The organism is Streptosporangium sp. NPDC002721 (assembly GCF_042888905.1).
GTDB lineage: Bacteria > Actinomycetota > Actinomycetes > Streptosporangiales > Streptosporangiaceae > Streptosporangium.
This window is the reverse complement of record NZ_JBIAQI010000003.1, coordinates 221,573-237,870: the sequence shown is the minus strand read 5'-3', so window position 1 is coordinate 237,870 and position 16,298 is coordinate 221,573. Positions and strand designations below refer to the sequence as shown.

At 68.9% G+C, this 16,298-nt stretch carries 18 protein-coding genes; 12 read left to right on the top strand and 6 right to left on the bottom strand.

Annotated features, from left to right (window positions below; translation table 11 throughout):
* Window positions 1-3: 3 nt before the first annotated feature.
* The gene (locus ACFYWM_RS05215) at window positions 4-423 is read right to left on the bottom strand and encodes a hypothetical protein (RefSeq protein WP_389908811.1); all 420 of its coding nucleotides are present in this window, start codon (window positions 421-423) and stop codon (window positions 4-6) included.
* Window positions 420-1,067: a hypothetical protein gene (locus ACFYWM_RS05210; protein WP_389908808.1), complete on the bottom strand. Its 648-nt coding sequence runs from the start codon at window positions 1,065-1,067 to the stop codon at window positions 420-422. Before ACFYWM_RS05210 ends, ACFYWM_RS05215 begins: the two co-directional genes overlap by 4 nt.
* A 151-nt stretch (window positions 1,068-1,218) precedes the next feature.
* On the opposite strand from ACFYWM_RS05210, the gene ACFYWM_RS05205 reads away from it, so the two are divergent.
* The gene (locus tag ACFYWM_RS05205; RefSeq protein ID WP_389908805.1) at window positions 1,219-1,998 is read left to right on the top strand and encodes a GntR family transcriptional regulator; all 780 of its coding nucleotides are present in this window, start codon (window positions 1,219-1,221) and stop codon (window positions 1,996-1,998) included.
* A gap of 110 nt (window positions 1,999-2,108) precedes the next feature.
* A complete protein-coding gene (locus ACFYWM_RS05200) occupies window positions 2,109-2,582 on the top strand; it encodes an NUDIX domain-containing protein (RefSeq protein ID WP_389908802.1) in 474 nt (157 codons plus the stop codon).
* Between the two features lie 184 nt (window positions 2,583-2,766).
* On the opposite strand, the gene ACFYWM_RS05195 is transcribed toward ACFYWM_RS05200, so the two are convergent.
* Window positions 2,767-3,846: an inositol-3-phosphate synthase gene (locus ACFYWM_RS05195; protein WP_389908799.1), complete on the bottom strand. Its 1,080-nt coding sequence runs from the start codon at window positions 3,844-3,846 to the stop codon at window positions 2,767-2,769.
* 31 nt (window positions 3,847-3,877) lie between these two features.
* Window positions 3,878-4,552 carry a helix-turn-helix transcriptional regulator gene (locus ACFYWM_RS05190; RefSeq protein ID WP_389908796.1) on the bottom strand — a complete coding sequence of 225 codons (675 nt, stop codon included), beginning with the start codon at window positions 4,550-4,552 and terminating at the stop codon, window positions 3,878-3,880.
* A gap of 619 nt (window positions 4,553-5,171) precedes the next feature.
* On the opposite strand from ACFYWM_RS05190, the gene ACFYWM_RS05185 reads away from it, so the two are divergent.
* From ACFYWM_RS05185 to ACFYWM_RS05175, 3 genes are all read left to right on the top strand, one after another.
* Window positions 5,172-7,886: a transglycosylase domain-containing protein gene (locus tag ACFYWM_RS05185; RefSeq protein ID WP_389908792.1), complete on the top strand. Its 2,715-nt coding sequence runs from the start codon at window positions 5,172-5,174 to the stop codon at window positions 7,884-7,886.
* A complete protein-coding gene (locus ACFYWM_RS05180; RefSeq protein ID WP_389908789.1) occupies window positions 7,886-9,193 on the top strand; it encodes a glycosyltransferase family 87 protein in 1,308 nt (435 codons plus the stop codon). The genes ACFYWM_RS05185 and ACFYWM_RS05180 overlap by 1 nt, the downstream gene beginning before the upstream one ends.
* 277 nt (window positions 9,194-9,470) lie before the next feature.
* The gene (locus tag ACFYWM_RS05175) at window positions 9,471-10,607 is read left to right on the top strand and encodes a hypothetical protein (protein ID WP_389908786.1); all 1,137 of its coding nucleotides are present in this window, start codon (window positions 9,471-9,473) and stop codon (window positions 10,605-10,607) included.
* 118 nt (window positions 10,608-10,725) lie between these two features.
* Here the strand turns inward: ACFYWM_RS05175 and ACFYWM_RS05170 are convergent, their stop codons facing one another.
* Window positions 10,726-11,484 carry a deoxyribonuclease IV gene (locus ACFYWM_RS05170; protein WP_389908783.1) on the bottom strand — a complete coding sequence of 253 codons (759 nt, stop codon included), beginning with the start codon at window positions 11,482-11,484 and terminating at the stop codon, window positions 10,726-10,728.
* 95 nt (window positions 11,485-11,579) lie between these two features.
* Between ACFYWM_RS05170 and ACFYWM_RS05165 the strand changes: the two genes are divergently transcribed.
* Window positions 11,580-11,765 carry a hypothetical protein gene (locus ACFYWM_RS05165; protein WP_329088054.1) on the top strand — a complete coding sequence of 62 codons (186 nt, stop codon included), beginning with the start codon at window positions 11,580-11,582 and terminating at the stop codon, window positions 11,763-11,765.
* Between the two features lie 106 nt (window positions 11,766-11,871).
* On the opposite strand, the gene ACFYWM_RS05160 is transcribed toward ACFYWM_RS05165, so the two are convergent.
* Window positions 11,872-12,153: a hypothetical protein gene (locus ACFYWM_RS05160; RefSeq protein ID WP_389908778.1), complete on the bottom strand. Its 282-nt coding sequence runs from the start codon at window positions 12,151-12,153 to the stop codon at window positions 11,872-11,874.
* Between the two features lie 258 nt (window positions 12,154-12,411).
* Between ACFYWM_RS05160 and rpsF the strand changes: the two genes are divergently transcribed.
* The 6 genes from rpsF (at window position 12,412) to ACFYWM_RS05130 (ending at window position 16,225) form a co-directional block, all read left to right on the top strand.
* The gene (gene rpsF, locus ACFYWM_RS05155) at window positions 12,412-12,702 is read left to right on the top strand and encodes a 30S ribosomal protein S6 (protein WP_030919721.1); all 291 of its coding nucleotides are present in this window, start codon (window positions 12,412-12,414) and stop codon (window positions 12,700-12,702) included.
* 77 nt (window positions 12,703-12,779) lie between these two features.
* Window positions 12,780-13,340 (top strand): single-stranded DNA-binding protein, encoded by a 561-nt coding sequence (locus tag ACFYWM_RS05150; protein ID WP_389908775.1) that lies wholly within the window; start codon window positions 12,780-12,782, stop codon window positions 13,338-13,340.
* Between the two features lie 100 nt (window positions 13,341-13,440).
* A complete protein-coding gene (gene rpsR, locus ACFYWM_RS05145) occupies window positions 13,441-13,677 on the top strand; it encodes a 30S ribosomal protein S18 (protein ID WP_012895699.1) in 237 nt (78 codons plus the stop codon).
* 14 nt (window positions 13,678-13,691) lie between these two features.
* Window positions 13,692-14,138 carry a 50S ribosomal protein L9 gene (gene rplI, locus ACFYWM_RS05140; protein ID WP_389908772.1) on the top strand — a complete coding sequence of 149 codons (447 nt, stop codon included), beginning with the start codon at window positions 13,692-13,694 and terminating at the stop codon, window positions 14,136-14,138.
* Between the two features lie 235 nt (window positions 14,139-14,373).
* Complete coding sequence (locus ACFYWM_RS05135) at window positions 14,374-15,252, top strand: ABC transporter substrate-binding protein (RefSeq protein ID WP_389908769.1); 879 nt, start codon at window positions 14,374-14,376, stop codon at window positions 15,250-15,252.
* Window positions 15,253-15,358: 106 nt separating this feature from the next.
* Window positions 15,359-16,225, top strand: a complete 867-nt coding sequence (locus ACFYWM_RS05130) for an amino acid ABC transporter permease (RefSeq protein WP_389908766.1) — start codon at window positions 15,359-15,361, stop codon at window positions 16,223-16,225.
* Window positions 16,226-16,298: the final 73 nt, after the last annotated feature.

Genomic DNA, 16,298 nt, shown 5'->3' with positions numbered 1-16,298 from the left:
TCCTCAGACCGGCCCGGCGTGATCGGTCATGAGTTCGTCGGCGAGCGGCGGCACGGCGGTGAGGCTCCTGCCGCGCAGGATCGCGTGGTGCCCGGCGAGTTGTTCGGCGGCGGCGGGCAGCGTCAGCTCGGAGCTGAGCACGGGTGCGCCGGAGTCGCTGGGCCCGGGGCCGGTCCACCAGAACCTCTCACCGTCGGTGTAGGCCAGGAGCCCGCGATAGAGGGACACGACGGCGTTGCCGGAGCGCAGCGTGTGGACGTCGGCCGAGATGCCGTACACCTCGCTGAGCACGAGGGTCAGCTCCGTGGCCCGCGCGACGGCTCGGCTCTCGGTGTCGGTCGACGGCGCGGCGGCGCGTGTTCGGGAAGGAGACACGCCGCCGCGCCCGCTCATGGGGTCGCCCCGCGGTGGGATCGCGTTCATGCCGCGACCTCCCGCCAGGGCTCGTGCCGTCGCGCCGGAGGGGCGTCCGGGGAGCGGCCCCGGCCGGGGGCGGCGGCGGGCCCCGGCCGGAGGGTCCGGTGGTCGAGGAGGGAGAGTGGCGGCCGGGCGTTCGAGAGGGCGGTGCCTGGAGGCGGTGCGCCGTGCTCGTACGCGCGGGCTGTGGTGCGGGCCCGGCGGCGGGAGAGGGGGTCGCGGGCGAGCGCCAGGCGGATCGCGCGGTTCTCCCGCGTCTCGACCGGCCGGTACGGGCGGGGGGCTGACGTCGCTGGGCGGCGGGTGTCGGTGCGTCCGGCGGGCCGGGTGCGCGTCGGCGTCGCCTCGGGCTCGGCCTGGCGGGGTGCGGGCACGAGCGGAATCGGCTGCGCCGGGATCTCGCGGGCGGGCTCGAAGGTCGGCAGGGTCCGGCCGAGGCCGAGACGGCGGCGCGTGTCGAGGCGCTCGGCCATCAGCGCGTCGGTCGGCGGCGCGTACTCGTGGTCGGCGACCTGGCCGGGGCAGCCGTGCGCGTAGGGCGCGTGCCTGCAGTCGGCACAGCCCATCGGCATGGGCGGGGTCACGGTGAAGCAGTCGCAGGAGACTTCTCTCGCTGTTGGCCGATCGAGGACGGCATTAGGGTTGCTCATGGGTCAGGACCACCTCCTGATCAAGGGCCCGTCCGGACGTCGCAAGCGCCGGGCGGGTCCGCTTTGAAAGTGTCGTAGGACACTAGACGTTAAGGGAGGTCACGACGGCCGTCAAGGAAATGGCGTACGACACTTAGGTAGGGTGTTTCTTATGCACATAGATCAGCATTCGCCTGCACGTCGCATAGCGGCCGAACTACGGGCCGACATCACTGCTGGCCGCTTGCCCGCAGGTGCGAAGCTGCCATCCGTTCGTGATCTCGCCGATCGCCACAGCGTGTCCCGCAACACGGCGAGCAAGGCGTTGATCCTGCTCAAGACAGAAGGATTGGTGGTCACCCGGCACGGCTCGGGTGCCTATGTACGCGAGTCACATCCGATTCGCCGCCTCGGACCGGACCGTTACGCCCGGCATCGCTGGGAGCGGACCACGGTCGAGGTGTTCGCCACCGAGCATTCGGAAAGCGAATCGGCCCAGCAGCAGGGACATCAGACGCAAGATGTCTCCCTGGTCGCCGCCGACGAGCTGACCGCCGCCGCGCTCGGCGTCGAGGTCGGATCTTCCGTGTACGAGCGGGCCCGCGTCATGACCCGCGACAACGTCCCCACTCATACGATGACCTCCTACTACCGTCCCGGCGACGTCGAAGGCACGCCCCTGGTCGACCCTTCACCGGGAATCGCCGGGCAAGGCGGCGGGTTCCGGGTGCTGGCCGACAAGGGCCTCTCGCCCCATGAGATCGCCGAAGAACTCCATGCTCGAATGCCCACGGCCGACGAGACACTACTTCTCGATCTTCCGTCAGGCGAACCTGTCGTCGAGGTGCGCCGGGTGACTCGCACAGCCGACGGCCAGGTGGTCGAGTACGCCCGGGGCGTGCACGCGGCGAGCCGGTTCGTATGGTCGTACGCCTTCACCATCCCGGACTGATGCCTTCCTTGTGAGGCACACGACGTGCGCCCCTGTGTCGTTTACGCGTGCCCTCGTACAGCGCGGCGGCGTACGACTGGACACTGTGACCGCCGGGTAGGCGATCGGGCATGACCCGAACCGACTACTACAACGATCCCAACGCCCCCGCGCCGAACTCCGTCGTGCCCGGAGGTTCCGCGGTAGTGATCGACGACTCGGGGCGTGTTCTTTTGCACCGCCGGCGCGACAGCGGGCTGTGGGCCCTGCCCGGCGGAGTGATGGACCTGGGTGAGACCATCGCCGACGCCGTGGCCCGCGAGGTCCGCGAGGAGACCGGCGTGACCGTGGAAATCACCGGCGTCGTCGGTATTTACAGCGACCCCCAGCACGTGATCGCCTACAGCGACGGCGAGGTCCGCCAGCAGTTCAACGTCTGCCTCCGCGCCCGGCCGGTGTCGGGCACGGCTCACGCGACGGACGAGGCGAGCGAAGTACGGTGGGTGTCTCCCGCGGAACTCGACGCACTCGACATGCACCCCACGCAGCGACTGCGCATCGGTCACGCTCTCGACGAGTCTCGCGTTCAGCCGTTCCTCGGTTGAACGATCCGGCGCCACATCGACGCCTTCACCCGCATCCGGCCGACGACGTGGACGCGCTCATCTTCCTGTGGATGGCGGGACACGCAAGAAGGGAGTACCGCCGGTCGTCTGACCGGCGGTACTCCCTTCTTGTCGGCCTTGTTCGCCCCGGGCCGAGGGGGTCTTGCCGCTCGACGACGGAAGGTCAGCGCTCGACCTCGCCGCGGATGAACCTCTCCACGTACTCACGCGCCTCGTCGTCGGAGTACTGCTCCGGCGGCGACTTCATGAAGTACGAGGAGGCGGACAGGATCGGGCCGGAGATGCCCCGGTCAAGGGCGATCTTGGCGGCGCGCACCGCGTCGATGATGATGCCGGCGGAGTTGGGGGAGTCCCAGACCTCCAGCTTGTACTCCAGGTTGAGGGGAGTGTCGCCGAAGGACCTGCCCTCCAGGCGCACGTACGCCCACTTGCGGTCGTCGAGCCACGGCACGTGGTCCGACGGGCCGATGTGCACGTCGGCCTTCTGCATCTCGTGCGGGATCTGCGAGGTGACCGACTGGGTCTTGGAGATCTTCTTGGACTGCAGGCGCTTGCGCTCCAGCATGTTCATGAAGTCCATGTTGCCGCCGAAGTTCAGCTGGTACGTGCGGAGCAGCTCGACACCGCGGTCCTCGAACAGCTTGGCCATCACGCGGTGCGTGATGGTCGCGCCGACCTGCGACTTGATGTCGTCACCGACGATCGGGACGCCGGCGTCGACGAACTTCTGGGCCCACGTGGGGTCGGAGGCGATGAACACCGGCAGCGCGTTGACGAACGCGACCTTCGCGTCGAGGGCGCACTGGGCGTAGAAGCGGTCGGCCTCCTCCGAGCCCACCGGCAGGTAGGAGACGAGCACGTCGACCCTGCTGTCCTTGAGGACCTGGACGACGTCGACCGGCGCCTCGTCGGACTCCTCCACCATCTCCCGGTAGTACTCGCCCAGACCGTCGTAGGTGGGGCCGCGCTGCACCGTGACGCCGAGCGGCGGCACGTCGCAGATCTTGATCGTGTTGTTCTCCGAGGCCACGATCGCCTCGGACAGGTCGCGCCCGACCTTCTTGGCGTCCACGTCGAACGCCGCGACGAACTCCACGTCACCGACGTGGTAGTCGCCGAACTTGACGTGCATCAGGCCCGGCACCCGGGCACCGGGGTCGGCGTCCCGGTAGTAGTGCACGCCCTGAATGAGCGACGTGGCACAGTTGCCTACACCGACAATGGCTACGCGCACCGAACCCATGGCACTCGCTCCCCTTTGTTGTCTTCAGTGGTCAGTTCTCTTCCGGGGTGGCGTGCCGCCCCGTCGTGCCCGCCCCGGGCGCGGGCGCCCGGGACGTCTCATCTCGCGCGGGCCGGCGTTCCCCCTCCGGCGGCGACGCTCGCCGTTCGGTGGCGATCAGCTCATTCAACCAGCGCACTTCGCGTTCGACCGACTCCAGACCGTGACGCTGGAGCTCGAGGGTGTAGCTGTCCAGCCGTTCGCGCGTACGGGCGAGTGCCGTGCGCACGGCGTCCAGACGCTCCTCGAGCCGGCTGCGGCGACCTTCGAGGATGCGCAGGCGCACCTCGGCCTCGGTGTGCCTGAAGAAGGCGAAGTGGACGCCGAAGCTCTCGTCCTCCCAGGCGGAAGGGCCCGCCTGGGTGAGGAGTGCCTGCAGGCGTTCCTTGCCCTCCGCTGTCAGCTTGTAGACGATCTTCGAACGGCGGCCGGGGAGCACGATGGCGCTGTCGGCGGCCGTGGTGGCCGCGGCGGCGTCGCCGTCTTCGACGATCAGCCCGTCGGTGAGCAACTGACGGAGGCACGGATAGAGGGAGCCGTAGGAGAACGCCCGGAACATGCCGAGCAGGGCGTTGAGCCGTTTGCGCAGCTCATAGCCGTGTAGCGGGGTCTCGTGCAACGACCCGAGCACGGCCAGCTCCAGCACGCCGCCTCGTCCGCCGGCCACTGGAAACCACCACCTCTCGCGTCGATGTATCGAACCGATACATCGACAGGATACGTCCATTCAACATAAGGCTGCAATCAGCGACTTTCCCAAGAGGTTGGGAGCAAACCGCAAAAAGCCGTAGTCTGGCGCGTATGTGGTCACAGCAGGCGGTGGTGGGACACGGCCCCCGCACGGCGTGGACCGCTTTTCAATACCGGGAATCCCGCGTCAGCGTGGGAGAGGTCTGCCAAGGTTGTTGCCCGAACCACCTGACGATCTCGTTCGTCCCCGGTAACGGAGATCCACCCGGATAGGCCGGCTACCAGTGAGCCAAGGCGGCGAGATCTCCGGCGACCAGGAGGTAGTCTCGCCCGCCTGCACGCCGTCGTAGACCCCGATGACCGAACGAGGACGCGTGAGTTACAGCCACAGCAATGACCCGGAGTCGGACGGGCGCCAGGAAGGCGCCGACGGGTCGGCTCGTCAGGGGCGGCGCCGTCGCTCAGGCCCAGGAGCCGCTCCCCGTGCAGTTCCCCCTCCGCAAAACCCCCAAACTGGAGCGAGCTGGGATTCTTCCCAGCACGCACCGCAGGCCGGACCACCGCCGCGGGCGGGAGCCGATCCCCGGACGGCGATGATGCCCCAGCAGGGCGGGATGCCCTACTCCGGCGGCGCGTCCCAGCAGCCCGGCGGACCGCCCCGGCGCGACGCGGGCGCCCCCGGCGGCATGCCTCCGCGCGGCCCCGGTGGCCCGGGCGGCCCCGGCGCTCCCGGTGGAGCGCCCCAGCGCGGTCCCGGCGGCTCCGGCGGTCCCGGCGCCCCCGGCGAGGCGCGCCGCCGCGACACCGACCCGACTGGCCGCCGCGCCGAGGCCGCCTTCGAGGACACCCAGTCGATGCTCGCCGCCCAGGCGGGCGGCGGGCGTTCCGCCGGTCCGAGGCCGGGCGAGGGCGGGCGCAGGCGCCGCGGGCGCGGCGCGGGCGGTCCCGTCCCGGGCGGACCGGGAGGCCCTGAGGGCCCAGGGGGGCCCGGGGGAGACGGCCCCGATGACGACGAGCCCAAGGCCAGGAGGTGGACGCGCTTCCTGCCCAACTGGAAGATCGTCATGGCCAGCTTCGTGGTGCTCAGCGCCGGCGTCTTCGGCATGATCGCGGTCGCCTACGCCAACACCCCCATCCCCTCGGCCACGCAGGCCAGCGCGGACGACCGGGGCAGCGTGATCTACTACCGCGACAAGAAGACCCCGATCGCGCGGCTCGGCGTCCAGCGCGTCCCGGTGAAGCTCAAGCAGATCCCCATGCACGTCCAGGACGCGGTGATCGCCCTGGAGAACCAGACCTTCCGCACCGACAGCGGCATCGACCTCGCGGGCATGGCCCGCTCGGTCTGGAGCACCGTGAGCGGTACCCAGCTCCAGGGCGCCTCGACCATCACCCAGCAGATGGCGCGCGGTTACTACGAGGGCCTCAGCCAGGAGGTCTCGATCCAGCGCAAGATCAAGGAGATCTTCGTCTCGGTCAAGCTGAGCAAGGAGAAGACCAAGGACGAGATCCTGGAGGAGTACTTCAACCTCATCTACTTCGGTCGTGGCGCGCACGGCATCCAGGCGGCCGCGAAGACGTTCTTCGGCAAGAACGTCGGCCAGCTGACCGTGCCGGAGGGCGCCTACCTGGCCGCCCGGGTCCAGAACCCGAGCGCCTTCGACGTCCAGGAGAAGAAGGGCGACTACTCCGCGATCAAGTGGCGGTTCGGCGCCGCGCTCAAGAACATGGCGGAGATGAACCCCGCCGCGTACGGCAAGTACGCGGGAAGCTCCTTCGACGACCTGAAGTTCAAAGAGATCTCGGTCGGGAACACCAACAAGGGCCTCAAGGGCTACATGATCAACATCGTCCTCCGGGAGCTCGAGGAGCGGCACATCACCGAGGAGGAGTTGAAGACCGACGGCTACAAGGTCTACACCACCTTCGACGAGAAGATGATGAAGGAGGCGCAGAAGGCGGTGAAGGCCCGCACCGCGGGGCTGGACCGGACCATCCACGCCAGGCTCGCCTCGGTGGACCCGAAGAACGGCCGGGTGCTCGCCTTCTACAGCGGCGACGACTTCGTCAACGACTTCAACAACCGCGCCTTCGACTCCACCAAGCAGGCGGCGTCGGCGTTCAAGCCCTACGTGCTCGCGGCCTGGCTGGAGAACGACAAGTCGCTCGACAGCCTCGTCGACGGCATGAAGACGATCAAGATGCCTGGCACCACCCCGATCAGCAACTCGGGGAACCAGGCGTTCGGGCCGATCGACATGGTCAGGGCCATGGCCAGCTCGGTCAACACCGTCTTCGTGCAGATGGGCGAGGAGGTGACCCTCGAGGAGGTGGCGAGGATCGCCAAGGAGGCGGGGGTGGGCGAGACCACCAAGCACAACCCCCTTTACAAGCGCAAGAACGCGGTCGACTACGCGGTCGAGGAGCAGAAGTACCAGGTCACCATCGGCAGCGCCTCGGTCACCGCGGTCGAGCAGGCCGCCGGTTACGGGATCTTCGCCAACGAGGGCAAGCACTACGACTGGCACACCGTCACCAAGGTGACCACGGTCGACGGCGGCCTCGTGCTCCCCGAGCAGATCATCGAGAAGCAGGTCATCACCCCCGAGACCGCGGCCGACACGACCGTCGCGCTGCAGCAGGTCGTCAGGAGCGGCACCGGCGGCGCCGCCAACCTCGGCACGCGGCCGGTGGCCGGCAAGACCGGCACGAACAACGGCTACAAGGACGCCTGGTTCGTCGGCTTCACCCCGCAGATCGTCACCGCGGTCGGCATGTCCAACGACGTGCCCTACAACAGGGCCGGGACGCGCAAGCTCAAGGTCGACAAGTACGGCTTGCCGAACAGGAAGCTCAAGGACGAGCAGATCCTCTGGAAGGAGCAGCCCATGCCCGAGTTCATCGGCGGTGGCGGCACTCCGACCCAGATCTGGCACGACTACATGCAGGCCGTGACCGCCAAGGACGAGGTCCTGCAGTTCCCGCCGAGGGCCAACACCGGCACGCGGAACAACCTGGTCACGCCCACGCCGACGCCCACCCCGACGATGACGGTGGAGGACGACAACCCCTTCCCCGAGAACGGCGACGACGGCGGCTGGCCGAACGACAACGACGGCGGCGAGCAGGGCGAGCCCGAGGGCCGCGAGTGCCTGCCCTGGGACGGCTCGTGCGACGTCGGCAACGACAGCCCGGACAACGAGCTGCCGAACGGTGATCTGGGGCAGAACGGCGGCGCGCTGGGCGTCGCACCCGGCTCGTCGACCGCGGCCGTGGTCCCGACACCCTCGGCGAGCGGACGACGTCCCTGATGAAGAACCTCCTGTCGCCGCGGAGCCCGCTGCCCGAGTTCGGCACCCGGGCCATCCCGTACGTGCCCCTGGCCCTGTTCGCGGGGCTGGGGGCGGTCCTGGCCTGGTTCTGGAAGTGGCCGTGCCGCGTCGACGGGGCGTGGAACCACGGGACCCTGCAGTTCACGAACTTCTGTTACACCGACATCTATCCCCTGTGGTGGAACGAGAAGCTCAACGAGGGCAAGATCCCCTATTTCGACTATCCGGTCGAGTACCCCGTCGGCATCGGCGGGATCATGGAGTTCTTCCGCCGGATCGTCACCCCGATGAGCGACCAGGGGACGGCGTTCTACGACCTCACCGTCATCCTCATGGCGCTCTGCCTGGTCGTCGGCGTGCTGCTGATGGCCACGCTGGCCGGTCCCGCCAGGCGCTGGGACGCGCTCTGGTACGCCCTGGCCCCCGCGCTGATCCTCACCGCGTACATCAACTGGGACCTGGCGGCGAACGCCCTCGCGCTGGGCGCGCTGCTGGCCTGGTCGAAGCGGAGGCAGTGGCTCGCGGGCATCCTGCTCGGCCTGGCGATCGCCACCAAGTTCTACCCGCTGATGTTCCTCGGCCCGCTGTTCCTGTTGACGCTGCGCACCGGCAAATGGATGCCGTTCCTCAAGACGATCGGCGGCGTCGCGGGCGCCTGGCTCGTCGTCAACGTGCCGATCATGGTCTTCGCCTTCGACGGCTGGAAGAGGTTCTACGTCTTCAGCCAGGAGCGCCCGGCCGACTGGGGCTCCATCTGGTACTTCTTCAACCAGAAGCAGTGGCCGATCCTGGGCGACTCCGAGCTCCTCGACAAACTGGGCATCGTCTCGCTCGCCGCGTTCTGCCTGGCGATCGCCGTGATCACCCTGACGGCCAGGACGCGTCCCCGCCTGATGCAGCTGTGCTTCCTCACCCTGGCGGCGTTCATGCTGACCAACAAGGTGTGGTCGCCGCAGTACGTGCTCTGGCTGATCCCCTTCGCGGTGCTGGCCAGGCCGGGCTGGAAGCCGATCGCGCTCTGGCAGCTCGCCGAGTGCTGGTACTTCTTCGCGATCTGGCTCTATCTCGTCGGCATCCAGCCGGGCAACGAGGCGCTGGGCATCGCGGGTGACACCTACTTCACCGCCGTGTGGGGCCGCGCGATCACCATCCTGATCATGATGGCGTTCGTCGTACGGGACATCTTCGTCCCGGACAAGGACGTGATCCGCCAGGACGGGACCGACGACCAGGCGGGTGGCGTATTCGACGGGGCACCCGACCGCTTCCGGCTCGCGCTCGCCTAGCGCCGGGGACGGGACCGTTCGCCGGACGCGGGCGTCCGGCGGGGGGGCCGTCGAAGTGACAGGGGTGAGCGTCCGGCGGGTTCGCCGAGGCGCGAGGTGCGAGGCCGGGCGTCCGGTGGGTTCGCCGAGATGGCGGGACTGAGCGTCCGGTGGGTTCGCCGCGGTGGCGGGGGTCGGGCCGGGGGCGTTCGTCGAGATGGCAGGAGACAGGGTGGGTCTGTTCAGCGAGCGTCCGAGTCTGGCGGTCCGCCGAGATGATCCGGGACAATCCGAGCTTGTGACCACTGCTCCCGCTCCCCCGCGCGAGACCCCTCCGCGCGACACCGCGACGGAGGGGCTGCTGCTCTGGCTGGCCTCCCGCCTGGGAATCGTCGTCCTGGTCGTCGTCGGGGCCCAGGCGCTGATGGAGGGGGACGCCGTACCGAAGCCGTTCCTGGAGCGCTGGCGCAACTGGGACGCGAACCTCCTCATCGTCATCGCCGAGCACGGCTACGACGGCGTCCCGGGCAGCGAACCCGACAAGGGGCTGCCCGCCTTCTTCCCCGGGATGCCGCTGATGCTCCGCGCGGTGCATCTCGTGATCGACGACTGGACGCTCGCCGGCCTGCTGATCTCCCTGGTGGCCGGTGCCGTCGCGATGGCGGCGCTCGCCAGGCTGGCCGAGTTCGAGGGGCCGGAGGGAACCGGCCGGCGCGCGGTGCTGGCGCTGCTGCTCTGGCCGATGGCGGTGTTCCTGTTCGCGGGCTACAGCGAGTCGCTCTTCCTCGCCTTCGCCGTCCCCGCCTGGCTGGCGGCGCGCCAGGGCCGCTGGCCGCTCGCCGCGGCCCTGGCGGCGGGCGCCTCCTGCGTGCGCATCACCGGCCTGTTCCTCGCCGTCGCGCTGATCGTGGAGTTCCTCGTCCGCAGGCAGCCCCTGCGGCGGGCGGGGTGGCTGCTGCTCCCGTTCGTGCCGCTGGGGCTCTACTCCGCCTACCAGTACTCCCGTACGGGTGACTGGCTGGCCTGGAAGACCGCGCAGGAGGCCGGCTGGGGGCGCCACATGGTGTGGCCCTGGGAGTCGCTGATCACGACCTTGGGCGCGGCCGCGGGCGACGGGCGGTCCGGCTGGGCGTTCCGGCTGGAGATCGCGGGAGCGATCGTCGGGGTGGTGCTCGTGCTGGTCCTGCTCTATCTACGGAGATGGAGCGAGTTCGTCTACGTGGGGCTCCAGGTGGGCGCCCTGCTGTGCTCCGCCTACTATCTGTCGGTCCCGCGCTCGGCGCTGCTGTGGTGGCCGCTCTTCATCCTGATCGCCAAGGTGAGTAGCGGGCCGGCGCCGTGGCGAAGATGGATCATCGTCGTCTACGCCCTGGTGGTGGGCCCGTTGATGGCGCTCAACGTGTTGATCTTCGCCGACGGCGCCTGGGTGGGCTGAACGGCGGGGATCGCTCCTTACCCACTCTTCGGGAAAAGTAATCCCATGAAGTTATCCACAGGCTGTGGACACGCCCTGGAGCCCTGCGCCCTCTGGAGCCTCGTCCCAGGGCTTCGTCCTAGAGCTTCGTCCTGAGGAAGGCGATGTCCTCGGCCTGGCCGTCGAAGGGGGTCTCCACCACGATCGGGGCGTTCGCGCTCCGGCAGACCCCCAGGATGAGCTCGGGGTCGATCTGGCCCGCGCCGAGGCTCGCGTGCCGGTCGGCGCCGGAGTCGAAGGCGTCGCGAGAGTCGTTGCAGTGGATCAGGTCGATCCTGCCGGTGATCGCCATGACCCGCTCGACCACGTCCGCCAGGTCCTCGCCGCCCGCGTGGGCATGGCAGGTGTCGAGGCAGAAGCCCACGTCGAAGCCGTCGAGCGCGTCCCACAGCCGGGCGACGCGCTCCAGCTTGCGCGCCATCGCGTTGCCGCCGCCCGCGGTGTTCTCGATGAGCACGGGGACCTCGTGCTCCTCCAGGCGCTCGAACACCTTGCGCCAGTTGTCGAAGCCCTTCTGCGGGTCGTCCCCGGCGCCGACGTGCCCGCCGTGGACGATCAGGCCCCGGGCGCCCAGCTCGGCCGCCGCCGCGAGGTGCGCGCCCAGCAGCTTGCGGCTGGGGATGCGGACCCGGTTGTTGGCCGTCGCCACGTTGATCACGTAGGGGGCGTGGACGTAGACCTCCACGTCCGAGTTCTTGATCTCCCGCGTCTTCTCGCCGATGACCGGGGCCTTCCACCCCTTGGGGTCACCGAGGAAGAACTGCACGACCTCGGCGTTGCGCGCCCTGGCATGCGCCAGCGGGTCGTCCTGGTCGACATGAGCTCCGATAAGCGGCATGTATCCGAGAGTAGCCGTTTCAACGCCGAGGGCCGGGGCAGTCGCAGGTCGCGCCCCACCGCCCGCCCCCACGGGCCAACCCCAAGGAGTTCCAAGTGGCTGCTCGCTATCGCAGAGGGATCAGTCTCATCGGCCTCATCTACATCCTGATCGGCATCTACGTCGCCTGGGTGTACGACTACATCACCCCCGCACTCCTGAAGGACATCGCCGAGGCACTGCTCGCGGTCTTCCTGTGGTTCCTCATCCTGCTGGGCGTCGACCTGCGCCTGGCCGGTTAGCCGTCGCCCGTCCGCGTACCGCTCGCCGGCCCGGTTCTTCCGGCCCGGCCCTCCCGGCCCGCGCGGCCGGGCCCCCGCCGGTGTGGCCCTCGGCAGGTTCGGGACCCTACGGGAGGAAACCCCCGTGGCGGATGCCGAAGGCCACACCGACGAACGAGGCCACGATGCCCACGATGTTCAGCGCGCGTTCAGAGGTCGTCGCGGAGACGTACTGGGAGTAGAGCCCGCCGATGAACCCCAGCACCCCCAGGAACGACGCGACGGAGTGCGCGGAGGGGATGAGCCCTGCCACGAAGGCGATCAGCCCGCAGACGATCGTGCAGACGCTCAGCACGTTCTCCAGGGGGTGGCGCCGCCCGTCGCTGTTCAGCCTGAACCGGGAGGGCACGCTTCGCCCCTTCCCGGACGCGGGTGACATCCTCACCGCCCCCTCTCCCCTGTTTCCCCTGATGGGGACGTGCCCGGCGAGGTGACGGCCCAACCCTTGCCGGACTGGTAGGCTGGCACGGCTACGTCGAATGGGTGTGTCATGGCCCACCCTCCACCCCGAGCGCCGAAATGGGAACCCGGGGTGAAGTACGTCAGCGTCCTCCTGTCACGGCACGGTGTCGTGACCGCAACAGTCCAGAGGAGGTTGGAAGTCAGCATGCGCCGTTACGAAGTGATGGTCATTCTTGACCCCTCGCTCGATGAGCGTACGGTCGCCCCTTCCCTCGACCAGTTCCTCACGGTCGTCCGCAACGACGGCGGCACCGTGGAGAAGGTCGACGTGTGGGGTCGCCGCAGGCTGTCCTACGACATCGCGAAGAAGCCCGAGGGCATCTACGCCGTCATCGACCTGAGCGCCGAGCCCGCCACGGTCAAGGAGCTCGACCGGCAGATGAACCTCAACGAGGGAATCCTGCGCACCAAGGTCCTGCGCCCGGACGTGCACTAATCTCCGGCTTTTTGTCGGACGGCAGCCGTACTCTGAGCCGATAACCAGCGAAGGCCGCAGGAAGGGCAGCGCTAGCCATGGCAGCAGGCGACACCACGATCACCATCGTCGGCAACCTCGTCGACGATCCGGAGCTGCGCTTCACCCCCACGGGGCAAGCGGTGGCCCGGTTTCGCATCGCGTCCACTCCGAGGTTCCTCGACAAGACGACCAACGAGTGGAAAGACGGCGAAGGCCTGTTCCTGACCTGCAACGTGTGGAGGCAGGCGGCAGAGAACGCCGCCGAGAGCCTCCAGCGCGGCATGCGGGTCATCGTTCAGGGACGGCTCCGCCAGAGGTCTTACGAGACCAAGGAAAACGAGAAGCGCACCGTCTACGAGGTCGAGGTCGACGAGGTCGGCCCCTCCCTGAGAAACGCGACCGCCAAGGTCAACAAGACCGCCCGTCAGGGCGGTGGCGGCGGCGGCTTCGGTGGCGGCCCCGCCAACGACCCGTGGGCCTCCGCGGCGCCGGCCGCACCGCAAGGTGGCGGCTTCGGCGGCGGCGGTGGCAACAACTACGGGGGCGGCGGCGGTCAGCAGCAGCAGGGTGGCGGCGGTTTCGGCGGCGGCGACTTCAGCGACGAACCGCCCTTCTAGGGACGCTCCTCCGGGACGGCCGCGATCGCGTCCGAAATCCCAGTCCATATCCGCGACGACCATTCCCGCCTGACGGCGGGGCTCTGAAAGGAGCACCACGATGGCCAAGCCGGCACTGCGCAAGCCCAAGAAGAAGGTTTGCCTGTTCTGCCACGACAAGATCTCCTACGTCGACTACAAGGACACGGCGCTGCTTCGGAAGTTCATCTCCGACCGCGGCAAGATCCGTGCCCGCCGGGTGACGGGCAACTGCACCCAGCACCAGCGTGACGTGGCGACCGCTATCAAGAACGCTCGTGAGATGGCGCTCCTGCCGTACATGAGCACCGCGCGCTAAGGAGGTCCGGACAGATGAAGCTCATTCTCACCAGTGAGGTCACCGGCCTCGGCGCCCCCGGCGACATCGTCGAGGTCAAGAGTGGCTACGGCCGCAACTACCTGCTTCCCCGCGGCTTCGCGATCCTCTGGACGCGCGGCGGCGAGAAGCAGATCTCCTCGATCAAGAAGGCCCGTGACGCCCGCGAGATTCGCGACCTCGGCACCGCCAAGGAAGTCGCCGGCCAGCTGCAGGCCCTGAAGGTGGTCCTGAAGACGAAGGCCGGCGAGTCCGGCCGCCTCTTCGGCTCCATCACCACGGGTGACGTCGCCGACGCCGTCAAGGCCGCCGGTGGCCCCCTGCTCGACCGCCGTCGCATCGAGATCGCCTCCGCGATCAAGAGCCTCGGTTCCCACCGGGTCAGCGTCAAGCTGCACCCGGAGGTCTCCGCGTCCCTCGATGTCGAGGTCGTCGCGGCCTGACAGGCCCCATGTGACGAGGGCCCCTCCCCGCTCGGGGAGGGGCCCTCGTCCTTTCCGGGCCCATGAGTTCGGGAGGCCGGCGGGGACCGTCCTGCCCGGTCTCAGGCCGGGTCTGGAAACCGGTGAAAAACCCTCTTTTCCGCCGGGGAAATTTCATATTCTGATACCCCGTTACCCCAGGTCACTGCGAGTACATACAATTCGGGAACCGTTGCTTCGCCCTGGAGGTTTTGTCATGGTCCGTCCCTCGACGCTGTTCGCGCTCGGTGCCCTCGCGGCGACCGCGGTAGCCTGTGCGCCGGCCTCGGAAACGACGACCCAGGCGAGCCCCACGTCCTCAAGCGCCTCCACGGCTCCCGGTGCCTGCACCAAGGACGGCCTCGCGCTGAAGACCCCCGGCAAGCTGACCATCGGCACCGACAAGCCCGCCTTCGACCCGTGGTTCAGCGACGACGACCCGGCCAACGGCAAGGGCTTCGAGAGCGCGGTCGCCTACGCGATCGCGGGCCAGCTGGGCTTCACCAGGGACAACGTCACCTGGGCCACGGTGAAGTTCGACTCCGCGTTCGCGCCGGGCGCCAAGCAGTTCGACTTCGACGTCAACCAGGTCTCGGTGACCCCCGACCGGGCCAAGGTCGTCGACTTCAGCAAGGGCTACTACACGGTCAAGCAGGCCGTGGTCGCGCTGGACGGCTCCAAGGTCGCCTCCGCCACCGACCTGGCGGGCCTGAAGGACGCCAAGATCGGCGTGCAGATCGGCACCACCTCGCTGCAGGCGGTCAAGGACGTCATCAAGCCGTCGTCCGAGCCCAACGTCTACAACGAGCAGATCGACGCCGTCAACGCGCTGAAGAACAAGCAGGTCGACGCCGTGGTGGTGGACCTGCCCACCGCCTTCTACGTGACCGCGGCCCAGGTCGAGAACTCCAAGATCGTCGGCCAGTTCGGCACGGCCTCCGGGGAGCCCGAGGTCTTCGGCGCGGTCTTCGAGAAGGGCAGCCCGCTGGTGAGCTGCGTCGACGAGGCCATCGACAAGCTGACCGCCTCCGGTGAGCTGGCGAAGATCGAGACCGAGTGGCTCGGCTCCGCCGCGGGCGCACCGGAGCTGAAGTGACCCTGGGGCACCACCCTCCGACGTCGTCCACGCCCGGAACCGCGGTCACAGCCGATGTCTCGTCGCGGGCGTGGAGCGCGTACGGTCCGCGCCACGGCGGCGCCCGATGAGGGACGACGAGCGCCTGCGGGTCCCGGCCGGCTGGGAGAAGAGCGAGCGGCAGGTCGAGCGGGAGCGGCTGCGCAGGAGGTCGTCGGTCCGTTCGGGCTCCGTCGCGACGGTCTCGACGATCCTCGTGATCGTCCTGCTGCTCTGGCTCTTCACCGCCTCGCCCGGCTGGCCCCGGGTGCGCGACACGTTCTTCGACCTCGACCAGTTCGTCGAGGCCCTGCCGGACGTGCTGGACGGGTTCCTGCTCAACATCAAGATCTTTCTGATCGCCGAGCCGCTCATCCTCGTGGTGGGAATGCTCGTCGCGCTGGCCCGCAACCTCACGGCGCCGGTGTTCTTCCCGCTGCGCGCCCTGGCGGTGATCTACACCGACGTCTTCCGGGGCGTGCCCACGATCCTCGTCATCTATCTCGTCGGCTTCGGGCTGCCCGCGCTCGGCCTGCAGGGCACGCCGACGGACCTCGCGACGCTGGGCATCATCGCGCTCACCCTCTCGTACGGCGCGTACGTGGCGGAGGTCTTCCGGGCCGGCATCGAGTCGGTGCACCCCAGCCAGCGGGCCGCGGCCCGGTCCCTCGGGCTGAGCCACGGCCAGACCATGCGCCACGTGGTGGTGCCGCAGGCCGTGCGCAGGGTGGTGCCGCCGCTGCTCAACGACTTCGTCTCGCTGCAGAAGGACACCGCGCTCGTCGCCACGATCGGTCCCCTGGAGGCGCTGCGGCAGGCGCAGATCCACGTCGCCAGCACCTTCAACTACACCCCCTACCTGGCGGCGGCGCTGCTGTTCATCCTGCTCACCATCCCCATGGCCCGCTTCACCGACTACCTGGCGGCCCGCTCGCAGCGGCGGCGGGGCCAGTGAGCGGGCGGACCGGGGCGTACGGCGGCAGCGTCCCGCCGCCCGGTGAGACGGCGGCGGCACGGGAGGAGAGAGC